We start from the raw sequence: 18,181 nt of genomic DNA on the forward strand, positions 1-18,181 counted from the left end.
ATGTAAGGCCATAGGCATTAACCGTATTTACGCATAGCATCAATTGCTAAGCCCATACCAACACTGCCAAACTTATCGCCATTAATAATTTCGGTGTGCGGGAATAAAGATTCAATGCTTTGTTTAACCATTGGGATTGCAGTGGTACCGCCAGTCATAAATACTTTGGTTATATCGCTGCGCTTTAAGCCTGCTTCTTCAATGGTAGCAATGGCTTGCTGTTGAATTTTATCTACTTCGTTATCTACCGCGTCATGTAATTGATTGATGCTTAGGTCGATGCTTAAATCTTTTTCAAGATAGTCTAAATCAATCGCCGTTTTTTGCATGTTGGTTAAATCAATCTTGGCTTGCTCAACATCAATTGCTAATAAATGACCTTCGCGGCGATTAATCAGTTTTAATAAGCGGTCGATAAGATTTTTGTTTGCAACACGAAAGGCAAGATCGTTTAACGATCCTATGGTGTTCTTTTCATATAAATGATGGATTTTGTGCCAGGTTGCTAAGTCGTGATAATAGCTAGATGGCATAAACATTTCTGTTGATTCGGTATAAGTGTCGGTTGAAACCGATTTACGAATACTAAAGTTTTTTTCAAAGTTTGCGGTTTGCGCTCTTGGCTTAAACTTACTTTTGTAACCTAAGTGCGGCATAACCGTTTCAAGGCTTAGCTTGCGATCAAAGTCGGTACCGCCAATATGAATACCACCATTAGCTAAAATGTCGTCTTTGCGATCATAACGCTCACTACGCTCTGGTGAAATTCGTACCACTGAGAAATCTGATGTACCACCACCAATATCAACAATTAAGGCGATTTCTTCTTTATCGACACTTTGCTCGTAATCAAGGGCTGCGGCTATTGGCTCGTATTGAAATTGCACCTCAGCAAAGCCAGCGCGAATAGCGGCTGATTCAAGAGTGTCTTGCGCTAATAAGTCGGCTTCTTTGTCGCCATCAACAAAGTGTACTGGGCGGCCAAGTACAACTTGCTCAAACGCTTGGTTTGCACTGCGTTCGGCAGTTGCTTTTAAGTGGCTTAAAAAGCTGGTGAGTATATCGGCAAAGGGTACGAGTTGTGATTTGATTTGGGTTTTTTCATCCATAAGAGATGTACCCAATACGCTTTTTAACGAGCGCATAATACGGCCAAATTCACCATCGATGTATTCGTTTAATGCGGCGCGGCCTAAAAAGGTACGGTTTTCTTCAAAGTGAAAAAATATGGCGCTAGGTATAGTTACCTTGCCGTCTTCAAGCGGGATTAAAATAGCTTTATTGTTTTGGTCGATAGTGCCAAAGGTAGAGTTAGAGGTACCAAAATCAAGTCCGCAAAAAGTGTTCACAAAAGATCCTTATAAAAGCAAAAGCGCAGTAAGTTACGATGAGTGCTGTATTTTACACGCAAGTGGGCAAATTACTTAATTAAATTGTAGTTATTGACTTAGCTTTGTGAAAATATTTGTTATGATCTGGTTTTGATATCGGTGTGGTTGTAATAAAAGGATGCAATATGCGAGTTAAAGGGACATTAACTAAATGGCTAGATGATAAAGGCTTTGGTTTTATCACGCCACTTGCTGGCGGCAGGGAAGTCTTTGTCCACATTAATAGCTTTGTATCAAAAGGGCAAAGGCCTGAGCAAGGCTGTGTGTTAACTTATGAATTGGTTAAAGATAAACAAGGGCGTTTAAATGCCGGTAAGGTTACTCATCAAGGCGAGCGTTTAAATCAAAAGCCAAACCTTGCTGCTGGTAAATCAAAAAATTCCTCAGCCAACAAATATAAAGGCTCAAATTCATTCATCACTTTTACCTTACTGTTCAGCATTGTATTTATTATTGCCTTATTTGCGTTAGTGATATTTACGCCGTTGTCATTTCACTTTTTTACTGGTTATTTAATCCTAAGCCTACTCACCTTTATATTTTATGGTGTTGATAAACGTGCGGCGCAAAAGGGCAGTTGGCGCATATCTGAAAAGCAACTGCATTTGCTGGCGTTAATTGGTGGCTGGCCTGGGGCTGTATTTGCTCAGCAAACGCTGCGCCATAAATCGAAAAAGTTATCTTTCAGGATTGAGCTGTGGCTGGCGATATTAATTAATGTGGCGGTGTTTGTGTGGTTTTTTGTACCAGGGGCGCAAGCATTGATCAAGCAAGTGGTTGCAATGTTTGTATAAACTGGCTTAATCAAGCTCTGTAAGATAAAACATAAGCTCTTTAAAGCTTAAGTGAGTTAATTGCTAAAGCATAACGCTTTAGCACTTAGTTTTAAGGAGTTAGCGTATTTTTATAAAATACGCCGTTAATCGTCGTCTATTTCATCAGCTTCAATCTCAACCTCGACGACAATATATTGATCGTCTTCAATTCGTGCTTCTACCTCGATGAACATGCCTTGAGTTATTTTGTCGAAGAACTCTTGCTTAGTAACGTATACATCATATATTTCATATTCAGTATTATCATTTACGATAAAGTCTATACCAAATAGGGTAAAGCCATTATCGCTTATGTTACTTACTTGGCCTTCAAATTCACTCACTGCTTGCGAAGAGTCATCTTCATCATCTTTACTGATCTTACTGGCAACATAATCACCATCGGTATTGATATAGCCTTTTATCTCTACAAAATCACCAATACCTAATGAACTGTCATTAAAAGTGTGTGAGTCATTTTCGGAGTCATCATCAAAGCGGGTGAATTCATTGTACATAAATGTTACGCCTAGCACCGTGATAGTTCTAAGAGTGGTATTTATGTCTTCCACTAAACCTTGTGCTTTAACCTCCACTTGATTGACTATATAAATTTTGCTGGCAACAAGCTGGTTATTACTATTGTATTCCCCTTTAATTTTGACATTTAAATCATTGGCTAGGTTATCTAAACTGCCATATTCTACTCTAGTACTATCACTAATAATTACTTGCACATCACCTATCATAAAGCTGTAGTCGTTTTGTAAATTAGCTATAAGGCCATTGAGGTAGTGATATGTGTGGTTATGCTCGTCTTCAGGCTTAAAACTATAAAGTTTGACTGTATCTACATCAAAAACACCATCGACTAAATTGGCTAAGATGCCTTTAACTTTTACAAACTGCCCATTACTCAGCTCGTTTACGCTAAAATTGTCAAACTCAGCATCTTGATAGTCGATAATCAAATCACCTAAGGTGAATTGCATCTCGGTTAAATTAATATTACTAACTTTGCCTTTTATACTTATGTTATCAACGGCTGATTTTTGTTCTATGCGGGTGGCAAGTAAATTTCCATTTTCTAAAAAGTGGCCATTAACTTCAACGTAATCATCGGGCATAAGAGAACTTGCTAAAGTATCGTCAAAATGGGTTAAATCGTTAAAGACTATAACTTGGCCGTGGACAGTTAAGGTCATTAGGTTGAGATCGATTGATTCAATGAAGCCTTTAATTTCAGGGCTGTAATGGATAGTGTGGGCAGTACCCGAGATAGAGTCGCTATTTAGTTCACCATAGAGTTTAACCAACATACCTACCGATAAATCACTCTCAGATAATGTGTTATCGTCGTCATCAAAAATATTGCTATCGCTAGTATCATATTTAACCCCGTTAACATAAATACTACCAAAGCCAGTGATCTCACCTTCGGTTAATGTATTTAAGTCTTTGATTTGCTGTTCGGTTAAATTAACTTCAGGGGTACTACTACCAGATGACCCGCCACATGAAAGAACCAAGCAAGTTATTGATAGCGCGAGTGCGGATTTAAATATATTAGAGTTAAACATTGTAAACTCCTTCTAAAATTGGTGTTCGCTAGTAATTAAATAATAGCTGAAAAGCTTGATATATCTAGGTTAAAGAATAGATATGTTTTGCAGAAATAGAACTAAGGATTAAAAATTAAAGAATTGAAGGGCTTAGGTTTTTACTAGAAGGTTTAAGGTACAGTGGTTGTTTTTGACAACCACTGTATTGTTAAATTGTAATTAGTTATTGGCAATAAAATCTAGTACCACTTCGTGGTGGTCTTTAGTTTTAAACTTATTAAAAACGTGTTCAATATTGCCATCTAAACCAATTAAAAAGCTTAAACGGTGAATGCCATCGTATTCACGGCCCATAAATTTCTTTAATCCCCATACGCCAAAGTCATCAGCAACTTTATGGTCTACATCAGAAAGCAGAGTAAAGTTTAACTCGTCGCGAACACAAAACTTGTCTAAACGTTTTACTTCATCAGGGCTAATGCCAAATACTACTGTGTTTAGCTTTTCTAACTCCGCTTTGCTGTCGCGTAAGTTTTGCGCTTGTACGGTACAACCTGGGGTCATTGCTTTTGGGTAGAAATAAACTAATACACGTTTTTTGCCAATGTAATCGCTTAACGATACAGGGTTATTGGCTTGATCAGGTAAGGTAAAAGCAGGGGCTTTATCGCCAACTTGTAATGTGTTCATGGAAATCCTTTATTTTGATTCTTGTTGATGAGAGGTAAAGCTTAAGGTAACCGCTAATTTATCACATAACTTTTGTAGTTCATTATGTAACTGTTGTTTGTTTACTTGCTTAGTTAAGTTAATTAGTAACTCAGTTGCAACTGTGTTGGTTTTATCATCGGTAATTGATTTTAACGATGATAGGTCAATATTGCGTTTAGCGAAGAACTCGGTCACGGTTTTTAACATGCCAGGAGTGTCAGTGCCAGAAATATTAACGTGCACGTACTCGTCTACTATGTCAGTAATCGTACTGGTTGAACGTTTACTTATTGTTAAAAGCTCAAGAGAGTAGGCAAGTATAGGCAAACGTGTTTCAATTTGATTAATCGCCGATTTTTTACCGTTAAGCAACATGATTAAGGTGAACTCACTACCTAATATAGCCATGCGGCTGTCGACTATGTTACAACCAAAATCAGTGGCGAGTTTAGTTATTTCACTAACAATACCTGTACGATTTTTGCCAATTGCGGTAAATACTAAAGAATGCGTCATGTAGTTGAATTTAATTCATTAACTTTAAATTAACCAATATTGTAAAGGTAAACGCATTACAATTGTAGCCCTTGATAGATATTGCACTCTTTTAAAGGTAAAAACTTGTGTTTACAAAATCATACAAGTACCATAAACCGCAATATTGCACCGCAATTAAGAATACAAAAATATTACTCTCCTTCGGGAACTAAATCGGGTAATATTTATCAAAACAATTTGTTGTGTTGCAAGTACTGAATACAGTACCAAATTATAATAAATACTAATCAATAAACGAATTGGTATAAATCATCACTATGTTTACTGCTAACTGCAGAAACAGGCTTTTTCCTCAGGAGTTTTAATGGAACGCCGTACTTTTTATTTTTCTTTACTGACTTTATCCCTTGCGGCTTGTAGTAATGTAGAAACTCGTAAACAAGCAAATGGTAATTTTGATTACGTAAATGCCAAACCTGAGTCTAAATTTGTTGTTCCAGAAAACCTTCATCAGCCAGAAGATAAGCCAGATTATCTTATTCCTGAATTAGAAAATTCAGATGGCCCAGTTGGCATTAAGGTAGATGTGCGAGCGCCTGCGTTAGTACTTCCGCTTGCTGCTGGTAGTCGAGTAGATGAATTTGATAAAACCGCAGCAGTTTGGTTTGACAAAGTAGATGACGACAGAGATCTTCGTGAAACTGTTATTAAAGTAATTACCGATTATTTAGCTACTGAAGACGTTGGCTTTGTGAGTGCAGATGAAGCCAACAATACTTGGGAGTCAGAATGGTTCCACGTTGAAGAAGAAAGCGGTTACTTATTTTGGAAAAATATCGATTTAACTGAAAGCTGGCGCTTTAAGTATTCACTAGTAACTAAACCACACGGTCGCAGTGTTGGTTTAAATGTTGAGCTTGTTGAATACATGCACACATCAGATAAAGGCTCTAAAACCTTAATCGACCCAATTGAAAAACAGCGTGTTGAAATGGGTATGATCAATGCCATCACTGCGCAGTTAGATTACCAGTACCGTTTATATAACAAAGAAGATCGTTTAGCTCGAGCTACCATGGAAATAGTTACCCTTGGTCAATCAGCTAATAACAAACCTGCTTATATTATCGATTACCCTGTTGATGAGCTTTGGAATTACCTACCTGGTTTCTTTGATAGCTACAACTTTAAAATATCTGACTTAAACGAAGATAAGTTTATTTACGAAGTAGAGTATGAGCGCATCGACCCAAGCTTATGGGATATGATTTGGGGTGATGAATTACCTGTTGTTGAAATTGAAAGTGGCGTTTACGAATTCCATTTAACAGAGCTAGATGGCAAAACTGCGCTTGAGATTTACAACGATGAAGGTGAAATTTTATCGGATCAAGTGCTTATTCAAAACTTTGAAATATTAGAGCCGGCACTATCGTTCCGCTTCTAAACTAAATATCAAGGTGTCAGACACCTTGATAAGAACATAGAAAAGGGGCTGTTCAATTTGAACAGCCCCTTTTTAATTTGTGTTTAAGAGCTTCAAGGTGTCTGACACCTTGATGTGTTATTTGCTTTTGTTTTTTCTTTCTTGTTTAAGTTGTGCTTGTTTTTCACCGGCTCTTGGTAGTGTTTCTTGTAGATCGTTTAAACTTTTACGTCTAAGCGGTTGTGTGCTGCGTTGCAACATAGATAAGTTACCGACAATAGCGGCAATAACACAAACGATAATAACAACGATAACCCAAGTTTCCATTAGGCTGCTCCTACATTGGTAACGTATTGACAATAAATAGTATCTAGCATGGTTAAAACCTGCTCTTTGCCAACCATATCGCTATTTTGAATGCATTGCGCTAATACTTCTTGGCTGTATTGCTCGCTAAACATACTAGCTAGTGGTTGATAAGATAAATGCCAAGGCTCGGCTGCAACCCCCCCGCGGTATTTATCGTATGGGCGGTAAAAACCAAACTGCTGCATATTATCGTCAAGCCACTCAGTTAATGGTGCAAGTGGGCCATTAGCTTCATATTCCCACGCTTCAAGCGCTAGGCTTTTACCCTTCATCAAAGATTTTGAATATACATCGATATCCGTGCCCCAGTGATGACGACTAGCGCCAGGTAGGGCAGAGTATAATAAAATACTGTTTATTTTATCTGCAACGGCTAACTTGCTTAGGTCAACGACTTCATTGTTAATATCAAGTACATTGGCACTACCTTGCATTTTACGATCAAAAATAAGCTGCTGACGGGCAAAGGATCGAAAACCACTGGCTATGTCTATGCTAATGCCATCTTCTAAAGCTGCTTGTTGCATCTTTTCAAATGGCGCAACCAATAGGTTATGAATACCTATATGTTCATTAACATAAGTAATGTGTTGTTCGGTTTGCCCAGTTAACTCGGCAGTATTGATGAACATCTCTTTCATTAAGTAAGTAGCTTCTTCAATGTTAAGTAGTACATGTCAACTAAGTTTTCTAAATCTTCACAGCGCACGCTTTCATTTACTTTATGAATGGTGGCATTCGTTGGCCCTAATTCAACAACTTGCGCACCAGTTGGGGCAATAAAGCGCCCATCAGATGTACCACCAGCCGTTGAAGGTTTACATTTAACGCCGTTGGTTTCTTCAATTGCATCAAGTATTGAATTAAGTAACTTACCTTCGCCAGTAATAAATGGCTTACCGTTAAAGGTCCATTTGATTTCATAGTCAAGATTATACTTAGTTAAGATAGCATTAACTCTGTCCATGATAACCTGGTCGTTAATTTCAGTACTGTAACGTAAGTTAAAAATAGCGTGTAACTCACCAGGTACCACGTTAGTAGCACCGGTGCCAGAGTTTATATTAGATAACTGAAAACTTGTAGGCGGGAAATACTCATTACCGTGATCCCAAACTTCTTGGCTTAACTCAGCAAGTGCCGGAGCGGCAAGGTGTATTGGGTTCTTAACCATTTCTGGATAAGCGACATGGCCTTGTACACCATGAATGATCAAATCACCTGTAATTGAACCTCGGCGTCCATTTTTAACAATATCGCCAACCACATCGGTACTTGATGGTTCACCAACAATACACCAATCAATTTTTTCATTACGTGCTTCTAAGGTATCAATAACGCGAGTAGTACCATTAATAAATGGGCCTTCTTCATCACTGGTGATTAAGTATGCAATTGAACCTTTGTGATCAGGGTAGTCTTTGACAAACTTCTCTGTAGCAACCACCATAGCCGCTAAAGAGCCTTTCATATCGGCAGCGCCACGACCATATAACCAACCATCAATAATGGTTGGTTCAAAAGGGTGAGTGTTCCATTTACTTTCAGGACCAGATGGTACTACGTCGGTATGGCCGGCAAAACAAAATACAGGATGCTCTGTGCCGCGGCGAGACCATAAGTTTAACGTGTCTTCAAACTCCATCTCTTCATTGTTAAAACCAACGGCCGCTAAGCGGTTACCCATTAATTCTTGGCAGCCTTCATCTAGTGGGGTTACTGATTTACGCGCCATTAAATCTTTAGCTAACGCAATTACTTCGCTGTCATTACTCATGATTAAATACCTGCTGATATTGCGCCGGTTTAAAGCCTAAGTGCAGCTCGTCATTGTTCACTAACAATGGGCGTTTTAATAGAGTAGGTTGCTCTAACACAACTTTTATCGCAGTTTCACCAGTTAAATTAAGTTTAACGTCATCGCTTAAGCTACGGTAGGTAGTACTGCGTTTGTTGATTAACTGCTCCCAGGTAGAGCGCTGAGCTAAACTAACGAGTAAAGCTTCGTCTAAGCCATCTTTGCGTAGATCGTGAAACTGGTATGGGATATTTGCTTGGTCGAGCCAAACTCTTGCTTTTTTAACGGTATCGCAATTATGAATACCATAAATGATGGTCATATTAATTCTCGTATTTAATTTGTTATTTTTTATTTATATCGTTTTATTTCAATGTGGGCTTTAAGACTTTGCTTCGTCTAAAACTATATAATCATTGGCGGTTAACGCTTTAATTGAAGCGTCAACGGTATCTTTTTTAACTAATATATAGTCGGTATCAAATGTTGATATGGCAAATATACTGATTTTTTGCTCAGCCAGTACCGAAGATATATTTGATAAAATACCGGTTAAAGTAAAATCTAATGGTCCAAGGACTTCAAGTGCACACCAGTCTTTTTCTACCTCTAAACTGTCGAGCTTGATCTCTTGTGGAACAACTATAGATAACTCGTCCAAAGTTTTACCAATAAAAAACACCTTAGCGGCGAATACTTGCTCTGGCACTGGTGTTTGTGGAGTAAAGCTGTGAATGTCAAAAATCAGATCTAATACTTGTAAAGTTTGTTTTGCCATTTTAGTTTTGTTTATGCTGCAAAGAGTGCTAACACTATAGCAAACACGCTTTTTATTTGGTATCGAAAATAGTAAGTAGGTGAGTATTTGCGCTCTGATCAAATAGCGAAAAATAATGATTTATTTATCACTCTTAATTAAATCTGCTAAAAACCAAGAATATTTGCAATTAACTTCGCTTTAACTTGCATACTTAATTATGACAAATTAATTCTTTTATCCACAATAGTTGTGGGTAAAAGTGTGCATAACAATTTATATGTATAAAATGGTATTGTTTTATAAGGTTTTTATGTGTTAGTGCTTTTTTTGAACATCAATCGCTAATGGCTAAAAAATGTGCATATGTTTATTTTGCTAGTTAAGCTAAATAACACAGCTAAATCATTATTTATTAACTTAAAGATTATAAAATTTACTTATATTAGTTATATAAAGATGATCTTTTAAAGGGTTAACTGCGTATTTAAATTGAACATGTCACACAAATTGTTACTTTATAAAGTGAGTTATCACAAAAAAAGTCATAATTTGTGTTATCTTTAATGCATCAAAAATTTAAAGTTTAATCATGAACCTTTCAATCAAACAACAGCTTAAACAAGGCAAAGAATACATCGACCTTTGGCCGCTCAGGCCAGAGCTGAGTAACTATTTTAGTGAATACCAAGCTATTGTAGCGAGTCGGTTTGTGCTAAAACATTGCCCGTACTTAGCGCTTGTTGCGTTTATACTGCCGCTGTTTGCTTTTGGGGTAGATAAACTTACGGTTGCTTTGTTTTATGGCGTGTGTATTGCATCTATGCCAGTGCAGGCTTTGTTCTTTATGGCCAAAAAATCAAGAGAGCCTTTGCCACCAGCTTTAGCTCGTTGGTATAGAGAAGGGGTTGAAAAGATCAAAATTCAAACTCTTGAGCTGGAAGAAAAATTCAGTACTCAAAAGCCTACCTTTAACGACTTAGCAAAACTACTTAATTACTCTTATTTGCAGAGATAAAGAGTTAGTTGCTGCAATTTAGTCTAGTTGCTTATCTCTTCAGTCGGTTTATTTTCTGCTTTCTTATAAATGCGAATTAAGAAGTCAGCTTGGCATTTAAATTGTGGTTGTTGTTTAAGCTTTGTAAATAAACTTTCACTGGTTTTAAATGCAAAAGGCGTCATAGCAAGTAGATCGAGTGCTTGCTCGTGCGTGCTAAAACACATTTCATACGATAAGTTCTCTTCGTTAATTAACTCAAAGCCATCAAGTTGCTGCTTATCAACATTATGAGGCTTAGGCGTTTGATATATTAACTCTTTTAATTGCCATAAATGCTTGGCTGCCGGGGTAACTGTTACTAAGTAACCTTGTGAGTTGAGTAGGCGAGAAAACTCTTCAGTTTTAATTGGTGCGTAAATAGAAAATAACCAGTCAACGGCGCCATCAGTAAATGGCAGTTTAGCAATAGAGCCAACACTAAAGTGACAGTCTTTATATTTTTTAGCCGCAATACGTACGGCATTTTTGGCTATGTCGATGCCGTACACTGAATTAGTTGCTGTTTTGTGGGCATGAGTATAATAACCTTCACCACAACCAGCATCTACAACCATCGGCTTGTTGCTTAACTCGGTGTATAAACTAACTAAACGCTCACGCAATGGCAAATAGTAATCGGCCTCTAAAAAGCGTCTACGAGCATTAACCATGTCTTTGTTATCACCAGGATCCTTTGAATGCTTGTGCTGCACCGGTAATAAGTTTACATAACCTTCTTTGGCTTGATCAAAGCTATGATTATTACTGCAGCGAAAGCTTTTTTGGTTAAGCTCAAGGGCTTGATCGCAAATAGGGCAGTGATAATCATTTGGTTGTGGGCTAATGCTCATAGTCTTTCTACTTTATTTAAATGTTGACCAAATAGGTGCATGGTCAGATGGCTTTTCAATGCCGCGCAATTCGTAATCAATGTCCGATTCAATACATTTATCACTGAGTTCATTCGTTGCTAATACAACGTCAATACGCAGACCACGATTATCAGGGAAGCCTTTTGAACGGTAATCAAACCAAGAGTAACGTTCGCCGCGAGTAGGGTGTAGCTCTCTAAACGTATCTTTAAAGCCCCAATCCATTAACGTTTTTAACCACTGACGCTCTTCTGGTTGGAAGCTACACTTACCGGTTTTTAACCAGCGTTTAGCATTAGGCTCACCAATACCTATATCTAAATCTACAGGAGAAATATTAATATCGCCCATTACTACGATGTTTTCGCTCGGCTGATGGTGCTCATTTAAATAAGTCATTAAATCTTTATAAAACTGGCGCTTATAAGGGTATTTAGTTTCATGGTTAATGTTATCACCTTGTGGGAAGTAACCATTTAAAACAGTAATTTCTTCGCCGCTGTCATTGGTTGTGGTTACCATGATCATACGTTTTTGCGCTTCATCATCGTCGGTTGGAAAACCTTTTTGCACGTTAACCGGCTCTTTCTTACATAACATAGCAACACCGTAATGTGCTTTTTGGCCATGGTAATAAACGTGATAACCCATAGCCTCTACATCTGCTACTGGGAATGCTTCATCATGAACTTTAATTTCTTGTAGGCCGATAATATCCGGTTGGTGTTTGTCTATTATCGCTTGTAATTGGTGTAGGCGGGCACGTAGGCCGTTAATGTTAAAGGAGATTATTTTCATTTTTTAATATCATTATCTTATCAAAGTAGGCATATGCTAGCAGACTTGGCTACGGGGTTGAATTCAATTTTTATTTAGCTATTAAAAACCGCGTAAATGCTAGTTTTTTGAGCAAATTACAAATTTTATCTGAATTATTTTCAAAATTAATTAACCTTTTATAAATCAATTAACTAAAATGTAACCATGAGTGAAATTTAACCAATGTTTTGCTGATATCAGAGATTTTTCCTTAGTTTTGTAATTAGATTGTAAACCGGGGTGTTGATTTGTTATCGAAAAATGTTAATTTTATGTTTGTTTTTGCTCGTAACTCGTTGTATTGTAAGGTTTAGTTTTGTAAATTTGGTGTTAAGCCTAATGTAAAATAACATTATTATCTGTGAGATAAATTTGTTATAACTGTAGGCAGATGTACGAAACATAACGTTTCATACTAAATTCTACTTAAACTTACAGTAACTTACATATAACAATAAATGTGAAGTTAAATGTTAATTGATGATGGAGCGATACTTAATGTCAGACAATAAACCAAACCTTAAAAAAATTCTTTTAGTTGAAGATGATCGTCAGCTTTCAGATCTAATTAAGGATTTTCTTGTTAGCGAAGGCTTTCATGTTAAACAAGAGTTTAGAGGGGACACTGTAGCTAAAACTGTAGAGAACTTCTCTCCAGATCTAATCGTATTAGATGTAATGCTACCAGGCAAAGATGGATTTACCGTATGTCGTGACTTACGCCCATCGTTTAGTAACCCTATTTTAATGCTTACAGCAAAAAGCACTGACTTTGACCAAGTACTTGGTTTAGAAATTGGTGCAGATGACTACGTAGCTAAGCCAGTTGAACCACGTGTTTTATTAGCACGTATCAACGCGCTATTACGACGTGGCCAGTTACCTAAAGGTGGTAATGAGAAATCAGAAATCACTTGTGGTAGCTTACAAATCAACCGTAACTCGCGCCAAGTTATTTTAGGCGGCGAAAACATTGAATTAACAAGCCAAGAGTTTGACCTTTTATGGTTACTTGCAACTCGTGCTGGTGAAGTTCAAAACCGTGATTATATCTACAAAGCAGTAGTAGGTCGTGAATACGACGGTATGGACCGTAGTGTTGACGTACGTATCTCTCGTTTACGTAAAAAACTTCACGATTCTAACGAAACACCATTTAGAATTAAAACAATATGGGGACAAGGTTACTTATTCGTACCAGATGCTTGGGAATAAGTAATGAAATTGGGTCGCTCCTTTTTTAGCCTGTATTTTTTAATTGTTTGTTGTTTTGGTACTTTAAGTTGGTTGTTAGACGAATTTTGGAGTATGCATGTTGAACAAGACGTTGAATCTTATACAGGCTATAAAACAGTCCTTAAAGCCCTAGACGAAAAGCTACAAGTTGATGAGCCAGTTGAAAACTGGCCAAATCGAATAGCTATTGCTAAAGAGCGTTTTGACTTACCCATTATTTTGGTTACAACCGAAGAAGCAAAAACATTAGTTCCTGCTTTAGAGTTTGTTAATCATGACAATGTTACGGTGTTTTATGATGATAACCACATCACTATATTTCACCAGATGGAAAATGTTGATCAGGTTTTAGTTCTTGGTCCTGTCCCGTCGCCAACTCGGCCAAGGACAGAAGCGCTTATTCGAGTCATTGTACTTGTACTACTAGGTTTTGTTATTTTCTTTTGGGTTTGGCCTATATCGAAAGATTTAGACAAGCTTGATAAAACGGCAAAAGCTTTTGGTCAAGGGGATTTCAAAGCAACCGTTAAAGGTGGTACATCTGCTTTAGTTCAGCCGATGATAAATACCTTTAATATGATGTCAGGGCGCATCGATAGCCTAATACAAGCACATAAAGAATTAACCAACGCAGTATCACACGAGTTAAGAACGCCATTAGCTCGCAGTAAGTTTGCTTTACAAGTATTGCGCGGGGCAAAAGATGATGAAACTCGTGATAAGTACATCGATAAAATAGCGACAGATGTTGAAGAGTTAGAGTCATTAGTAAATGAGTTATTAGTTTACGCAGCGTTTGAAAGTGATCAGCCAAAAATTACTTACAGTCATGGTGATGTTCGTAAATTGGTTGAGTATCAAGTAGAGAATTTCTCAAGTGAAGACATTCAAATTAGCTTTGAGTGTGACACAAATGAAGTTATCGCCGATTTTGATGGTCACTTTTTAAATAGAGCATTAAGTAACTTAATGACCAATGCCATTAAATATGGCAATAATGAAATCAAAGTGTCGTTGTCTATTGATGAGTATCATTGTTCTATTTGTGTAGAAGATAATGGCCCCGGTGTTGATAATCATTTTAAAGAGATTATATTTGACGCTTTTTCACGTTTCGATAAGAGTCGAGGAAAAGATACCGGCGGCTTTGGCTTAGGACTGGCAATTGTAAATAAAATAATGCAATGGCATAACGGTTCGGCAAAAGTTGAAGACAGTGTTTTAGGTGGTGCTAAATTCACCTTAACCTGGCCAAAACAACACATCACTGGTTAATATATTTAAGTGTTTAAAAAAGCTTATTAGAGTTTCTCTAGTAAGCTTTTTTTTTTGCCCCACACGACGTGGGGTATGCCGAAACACCATGGACGGTTTTAGATTTGTAGTTGGTGCTAATTGATTCGCCAGTTATAAATTAACGGGTAATTCCTTCGGAGATAACGTCCGAATAAATTACGGGGGTTCCGTCGGAGATAACGTCCGAATAAATTCGGACCTGCGGTGGATAGGTTCGAATTTCGGTTGAGGAAATTCGGATAAACGGTTGGTGCGAAATTTTTCGCACGTTAATAATTCATTCGCACGTTATAAGCAGCAACGCTTGTATTTACGGGCACTGCCGCACGGGCAAGGCGAGTTACGTGTAACCGTTTTTATGCATTCATGACTAATTATATCGCCATCTAAATAGCTCCATTGACCTTCTTCTTGAATAAATCTAGAGCGTTCATGCATTTGCCAAACTTCATCAGCAACTAGGTAGTCTGCGATAAATTCTACGTGATCATATTGGCCATTTTTCTCGAGTTTTTTACTGCTTGGAGTTAATATTTTTAACGCCAACCACTTAGTTTGCTGTGCCCATTCTTTGATCTCATTTAAAGCATTATCAACTTGTTTTGAAAGTGCGTAAGTGGCCAAAATATATTCTGCGTCTTTCACTGCATAGGCACTATATCGAGATCGCATTAACTGCTCAGGTGTTTGTGGGATAGCCGTTTTATTTATAAATGGCTGGCAACAATTTTTAAACTCTTGTTTTGAACCACAAGGACAAGATTGGATACTATTAGTTTTAGTTGTTTGTTTTGAGCTCACGAAATACTTACCGCTAATTTTGATTAATGCAGATTATAACAAGGGATGATCAATAGGGGAATTTAAGGCTAGGTTGCAATAGGTAAAAAGAAAATGGCAAAGATAAGTCATACTCAATGTATAGGTTTAAATAATACAGGTGGAACAGCACTGGAGATGCATTGTTTATTTAAACGTTTATCTTTGCCTAAAGCTTGTCGTTAAATATTGATTAATGTAATTGTGGTTTTTGTTTATTTACTACGATGCATTGAGTATTGCCTCGTTTGGCACAAATTCTTAAAGAGCGTAATTGTTGTGCTGAAAATTTTGACTCACAAAGTACAACGGTAGAGCAATTACCTTTTAATAATGTACGCTGGATATTCTCAAAAGAGATTGATTTATTCTGGCCATTTACTCTAAGTAATTTGCTGGTATCAATATTTTTTGCCAGTTCAAGTAAGTCACTTTCTTCGCTATCAACACATAAAATCCAGCGCTTATCTTGCTGCTTTGATTGGCAAACTTTTACTAATTTATCAGCAAAAAAAGTATTCGAATTATTACTCTCTACACTTAACCAGTTATTAATAGCACTGTGTGAAGTGGCTTGGTTTGTGTTTAAGTTATTGTTATTTAAGTTAAATAAGTTGTTCATTTGTACTCTCCAGTGAATATGTTTGACTACTGTATAAAACAACAGTACATGTAAATTTAATGTAATGCAAGTTTTTACTGTTATTTTATACAGTGTTGTTTTTGCCATGTTTTATCGCGTTAATATAAATTGGTTTTTATTTATTAGGAGCTAGTACGGATAAGGTATTTAAGTTAATGTTTGTGCAATAAAAAAATAGTGATTTAATTTAACTTATCGGTGAAAAGTAAAGATGAAAACTGGTGCAGGATTAGGCTCTACTGATGCGAATATAATTGTTTATATTCAAAATAGGCCGCCACTTGAACAATACCTTAGCTTAGATATTGTTAAACCTATGGCCCAAGAAGAAGTTGCAGATATTGCTCGGTTAACTGGCAATCATTGGCGCAAGATATTTAATGTATTTGCTAAATTGCTGTTTGAATTAAAACCTAAAGGTTTTAGTCGCTGGCAAGATTTACGCGATCAGTATTTATTACAACAGGGTTGTAATGAAGCATTAATGTTTAGTGAGCCCACTGCTTTTGTCGTTGATGAAAATTCAGCTACAAGCCCAGAACAAGATAAAAACGTTATTTCTATTATTATGGGTAAAACTTATGCTCAACAATTATTGAGTAAACAAGCAGATATTGCGCTGCACTGGTTAAATGAAGACTTTGCGGTGAGTAAATATCATCGCTTGATCGTTTGCCCATACTTTGATTATCGCCAGCTTTCTAATATTAAAATTTCAAAATTAGTAACCATTATTCAATCATTATCAAAAAATTAGTATAAGCATTACGTATATACATGTAGCTGAACATATTCTTTTTGTTCAAATTAGGTAAATTTATTGTCATAAAACAATATTTTAATTTATTTACCTTCTATAATTTATGTCTAATACCAAGCTCAATAATAAAAACTTATAACCAAGTTCAATAAGAAAAGTGTATCTCTATGTCCCAACAAACTGTGTTAGTAATTAACTGTGGTAGTTCATCTCTTAAATTTTCTTTAATAAACCCAACTAATGGCGAAGTTAGTATTTCTGGTATTGCTGAGCGCTTAGCAAGCCCAGAAGCATTTATTAAAATATCGTTTAATAATGAAAAGTCTGTAATTGCTTTAAGTGCGCCTTTTGACCATCAAATTGCCTTGCAATATTTGGTCGAATTTTTAAATAAACATGATTTAACCAAACAAGTTTCGGCTATTGGCCACCGCGTTGTACATGGTGGTGAATCGTATTCGCAGCCAACATTAATAAATAGTGATGTTAAAAATAGCATTGCCAGCCTTGCGCAACTTGCACCATTGCATAACCCGGTTAACTTAATTGGTATTGAAGCTGCCGAGCAAGCCTTTCCTGAACTTAAGCAAGTTGCTGTATTTGATACCGCATTTCATCAAAGCATGCCTGAAAAAGCATTTATTTATGGTATCCCTTATCAACTATACAAAGAGCAGGGTATACGCAAGTACGGTTTCCATGGCACGAGCCACTATTTTGTTGCTACACAAGCGGCTAAAGCGTTAGACAAGCCATTAGCTGAATTTAGTGGTATTACCGCACACCTTGGTAATGGTTGTAGTATTTGTGCCATAGATAATGGCGAAAGTGTCGACACAAGTATGGGGTTAACTCCATTAGCAGGGGTTGTGATGGGGACTCGCAGTGGTGACATTGACCCAAGTATTATTTTCCATCTAATAAACCAGCTAGGTTATAGCGCCGACGAAGTTGATACATTACTGAATAAGCAAAGTGGTTTGTTAGGTATATCGCAAATGAGTAACGATTGCCGCACCATTGAAGATGCAATTATTAATGACAATAACGTGCAAGCTAATTTAACCATGGATATCTTTTGTTATCGTATCGCTAAAACCATAGCCTCTTATATGGCTGCTATTAGTCATTTTGATGCGTTAGTGTTTACCGGCGGCATAGGTGAAAATTCTGATTTGATCCGCGAGCGTGTAGGGCGCTCTTTAGCATTACTCAATATTAAAATTGATGCTGATAAAAATAGCGCAGTGCGTTTTGGTAAAGCTGGCAGTATTCATGAGCAAGGCTCACAGGCATGTTTAGTTATTCCAACCAATGAAGAATTGGTTATAGCTATGCAAACACAACAACTTATTGAACAAGGAGAGTAA

General features: G+C 37.0%; 20 protein-coding genes. 7 read left to right on the forward strand and 13 right to left on the reverse strand.

Translation table 11 applies throughout. The features are described 5' to 3' along the window. Nucleotides 1–17: 17 nt before the first annotated feature. Complete coding sequence (locus FNN08_RS04050) at nt 18–1,349, reverse strand: Hsp70 family protein (RefSeq protein ID WP_143583468.1); 1,332 nt, start codon at nt 1,347–1,349, stop codon at nt 18–20. Nucleotides 1,350–1,516: 167 nt separating this feature from the next. Between FNN08_RS04050 and FNN08_RS04055 the strand changes: the two genes are divergently transcribed. Continuing rightward, nucleotides 1,517–2,185 (forward strand): DUF1294 domain-containing protein, encoded by a 669-nt coding sequence (locus tag FNN08_RS04055; RefSeq protein ID WP_143583469.1) that lies wholly within the window; start codon nt 1,517–1,519, stop codon nt 2,183–2,185. Between the two features lie 125 nt (nt 2,186–2,310). Here FNN08_RS04055 and FNN08_RS04060 read toward each other — a convergent pair whose 3' ends face one another. The 3 genes from FNN08_RS04060 to FNN08_RS04070 all read right to left on the reverse strand — a co-directional run bounded on the left by FNN08_RS04060 (nt 2,311) and on the right by FNN08_RS04070 (nt 4,995). After that, nucleotides 2,311–3,786: a DUF5666 domain-containing protein gene (locus FNN08_RS04060; protein ID WP_143583470.1), complete on the reverse strand. Its 1,476-nt coding sequence runs from the start codon at nt 3,784–3,786 to the stop codon at nt 2,311–2,313. 201 nt (nt 3,787–3,987) lie between these two features. Then, nucleotides 3,988–4,458 (reverse strand): thioredoxin-dependent thiol peroxidase, encoded by a 471-nt coding sequence (gene bcp / locus FNN08_RS04065; RefSeq protein WP_143583471.1) that lies wholly within the window; start codon nt 4,456–4,458, stop codon nt 3,988–3,990. Between the two features lie 9 nt (nt 4,459–4,467). After that, the gene (locus tag FNN08_RS04070) at nt 4,468–4,995 is read right to left on the reverse strand and encodes a glycine cleavage system protein R (RefSeq protein ID WP_143583472.1); all 528 of its coding nucleotides are present in this window, start codon (nt 4,993–4,995) and stop codon (nt 4,468–4,470) included. A gap of 346 nt (nt 4,996–5,341) precedes the next feature. On the opposite strand from FNN08_RS04070, the gene bamC reads away from it, so the two are divergent. Further along, nucleotides 5,342–6,424, forward strand: coding sequence for an outer membrane protein assembly factor BamC (gene bamC, locus FNN08_RS04075; protein WP_143583473.1), 1,083 nt, complete (start codon nt 5,342–5,344; stop codon nt 6,422–6,424). 117 nt (nt 6,425–6,541) lie between these two features. Here the strand turns inward: bamC and FNN08_RS04080 are convergent, their stop codons facing one another. Genes FNN08_RS04080 through FNN08_RS04100 form a run of 5 tightly spaced genes read right to left on the reverse strand, consistent with a single transcriptional unit; the run spans nt 6,542 to nt 9,348 of the window. Then, nucleotides 6,542–6,730 (reverse strand): hypothetical protein, encoded by a 189-nt coding sequence (locus FNN08_RS04080; protein ID WP_143583474.1) that lies wholly within the window; start codon nt 6,728–6,730, stop codon nt 6,542–6,544. Next, a complete protein-coding gene (locus tag FNN08_RS04085; RefSeq protein ID WP_143583475.1) occupies nt 6,730–7,413 on the reverse strand; it encodes a M15 family metallopeptidase in 684 nt (227 codons plus the stop codon). The genes FNN08_RS04080 and FNN08_RS04085 overlap by 1 nt, the downstream gene beginning before the upstream one ends. Next, entirely contained in the window at nt 7,413–8,549 is a 1,137-nt protein-coding gene (gene dapE, locus FNN08_RS04090; RefSeq protein WP_143583476.1) for a succinyl-diaminopimelate desuccinylase, read from the reverse strand. Before dapE ends, FNN08_RS04085 begins: the two co-directional genes overlap by 1 nt. Then, nucleotides 8,542–8,892 (reverse strand): ArsC family reductase, encoded by a 351-nt coding sequence (locus tag FNN08_RS04095; RefSeq protein WP_143583477.1) that lies wholly within the window; start codon nt 8,890–8,892, stop codon nt 8,542–8,544. Before FNN08_RS04095 ends, dapE begins: the two co-directional genes overlap by 8 nt. A 60-nt stretch (nt 8,893–8,952) precedes the next feature. Then, entirely contained in the window at nt 8,953–9,348 is a 396-nt protein-coding gene (locus tag FNN08_RS04100; protein ID WP_143583478.1) for an ACT domain-containing protein, read from the reverse strand. Between the two features lie 571 nt (nt 9,349–9,919). On the opposite strand from FNN08_RS04100, the gene yfbV reads away from it, so the two are divergent. After that, entirely contained in the window at nt 9,920–10,345 is a 426-nt protein-coding gene (gene yfbV, locus FNN08_RS04105; protein ID WP_143583479.1) for a terminus macrodomain insulation protein YfbV, read from the forward strand. 23 nt (nt 10,346–10,368) lie between these two features. Here yfbV and rlmA read toward each other — a convergent pair whose 3' ends face one another. Together rlmA and xthA are read right to left on the reverse strand one after the other, a co-directional pair. Continuing rightward, complete coding sequence (gene rlmA / locus FNN08_RS04110) at nt 10,369–11,217, reverse strand: 23S rRNA (guanine(745)-N(1))-methyltransferase (protein WP_143583480.1); 849 nt, start codon at nt 11,215–11,217, stop codon at nt 10,369–10,371. A 12-nt stretch (nt 11,218–11,229) separates the two neighbouring features. Next, nucleotides 11,230–12,036: an exodeoxyribonuclease III gene (gene xthA, locus FNN08_RS04115; RefSeq protein ID WP_143583481.1), complete on the reverse strand. Its 807-nt coding sequence runs from the start codon at nt 12,034–12,036 to the stop codon at nt 11,230–11,232. A 519-nt stretch (nt 12,037–12,555) separates the two neighbouring features. Between xthA and FNN08_RS04120 the strand changes: the two genes are divergently transcribed. Both FNN08_RS04120 and FNN08_RS04125 read left to right on the forward strand, forming a co-directional pair. Continuing rightward, nucleotides 12,556–13,272, forward strand: a complete 717-nt coding sequence (locus tag FNN08_RS04120; protein ID WP_143583482.1) for a winged helix-turn-helix domain-containing protein — start codon at nt 12,556–12,558, stop codon at nt 13,270–13,272. Between the two features lie 3 nt (nt 13,273–13,275). Then, nucleotides 13,276–14,568, forward strand: a complete 1,293-nt coding sequence (locus FNN08_RS04125; protein ID WP_143583483.1) for an ATP-binding protein — start codon at nt 13,276–13,278, stop codon at nt 14,566–14,568. A 309-nt stretch (nt 14,569–14,877) separates the two neighbouring features. Here FNN08_RS04125 and FNN08_RS04130 read toward each other — a convergent pair whose 3' ends face one another. Beyond that, complete coding sequence (locus FNN08_RS04130; protein ID WP_185962560.1) at nt 14,878–15,390, reverse strand: YchJ family protein; 513 nt, start codon at nt 15,388–15,390, stop codon at nt 14,878–14,880. Between the two features lie 211 nt (nt 15,391–15,601). Further along, entirely contained in the window at nt 15,602–16,030 is a 429-nt protein-coding gene (locus tag FNN08_RS04135) for a hypothetical protein (RefSeq protein WP_143583485.1), read from the reverse strand. Between the two features lie 232 nt (nt 16,031–16,262). Here FNN08_RS04135 and FNN08_RS04140 point away from each other — a divergent pair, with 232 nt between their 5' ends. Then, a complete protein-coding gene (locus tag FNN08_RS04140) occupies nt 16,263–16,808 on the forward strand; it encodes a DUF6942 family protein (RefSeq protein WP_143583486.1) in 546 nt (181 codons plus the stop codon). 170 nt (nt 16,809–16,978) lie between these two features. Next, entirely contained in the window at nt 16,979–18,181 is a 1,203-nt protein-coding gene (locus FNN08_RS04145) for an acetate kinase (RefSeq protein WP_143583487.1), read from the forward strand.

The organism is Thalassomonas sp. M1454 (assembly GCF_007097525.1).
GTDB lineage: Bacteria > Pseudomonadota > Gammaproteobacteria > Enterobacterales > Alteromonadaceae > Thalassotalea_A.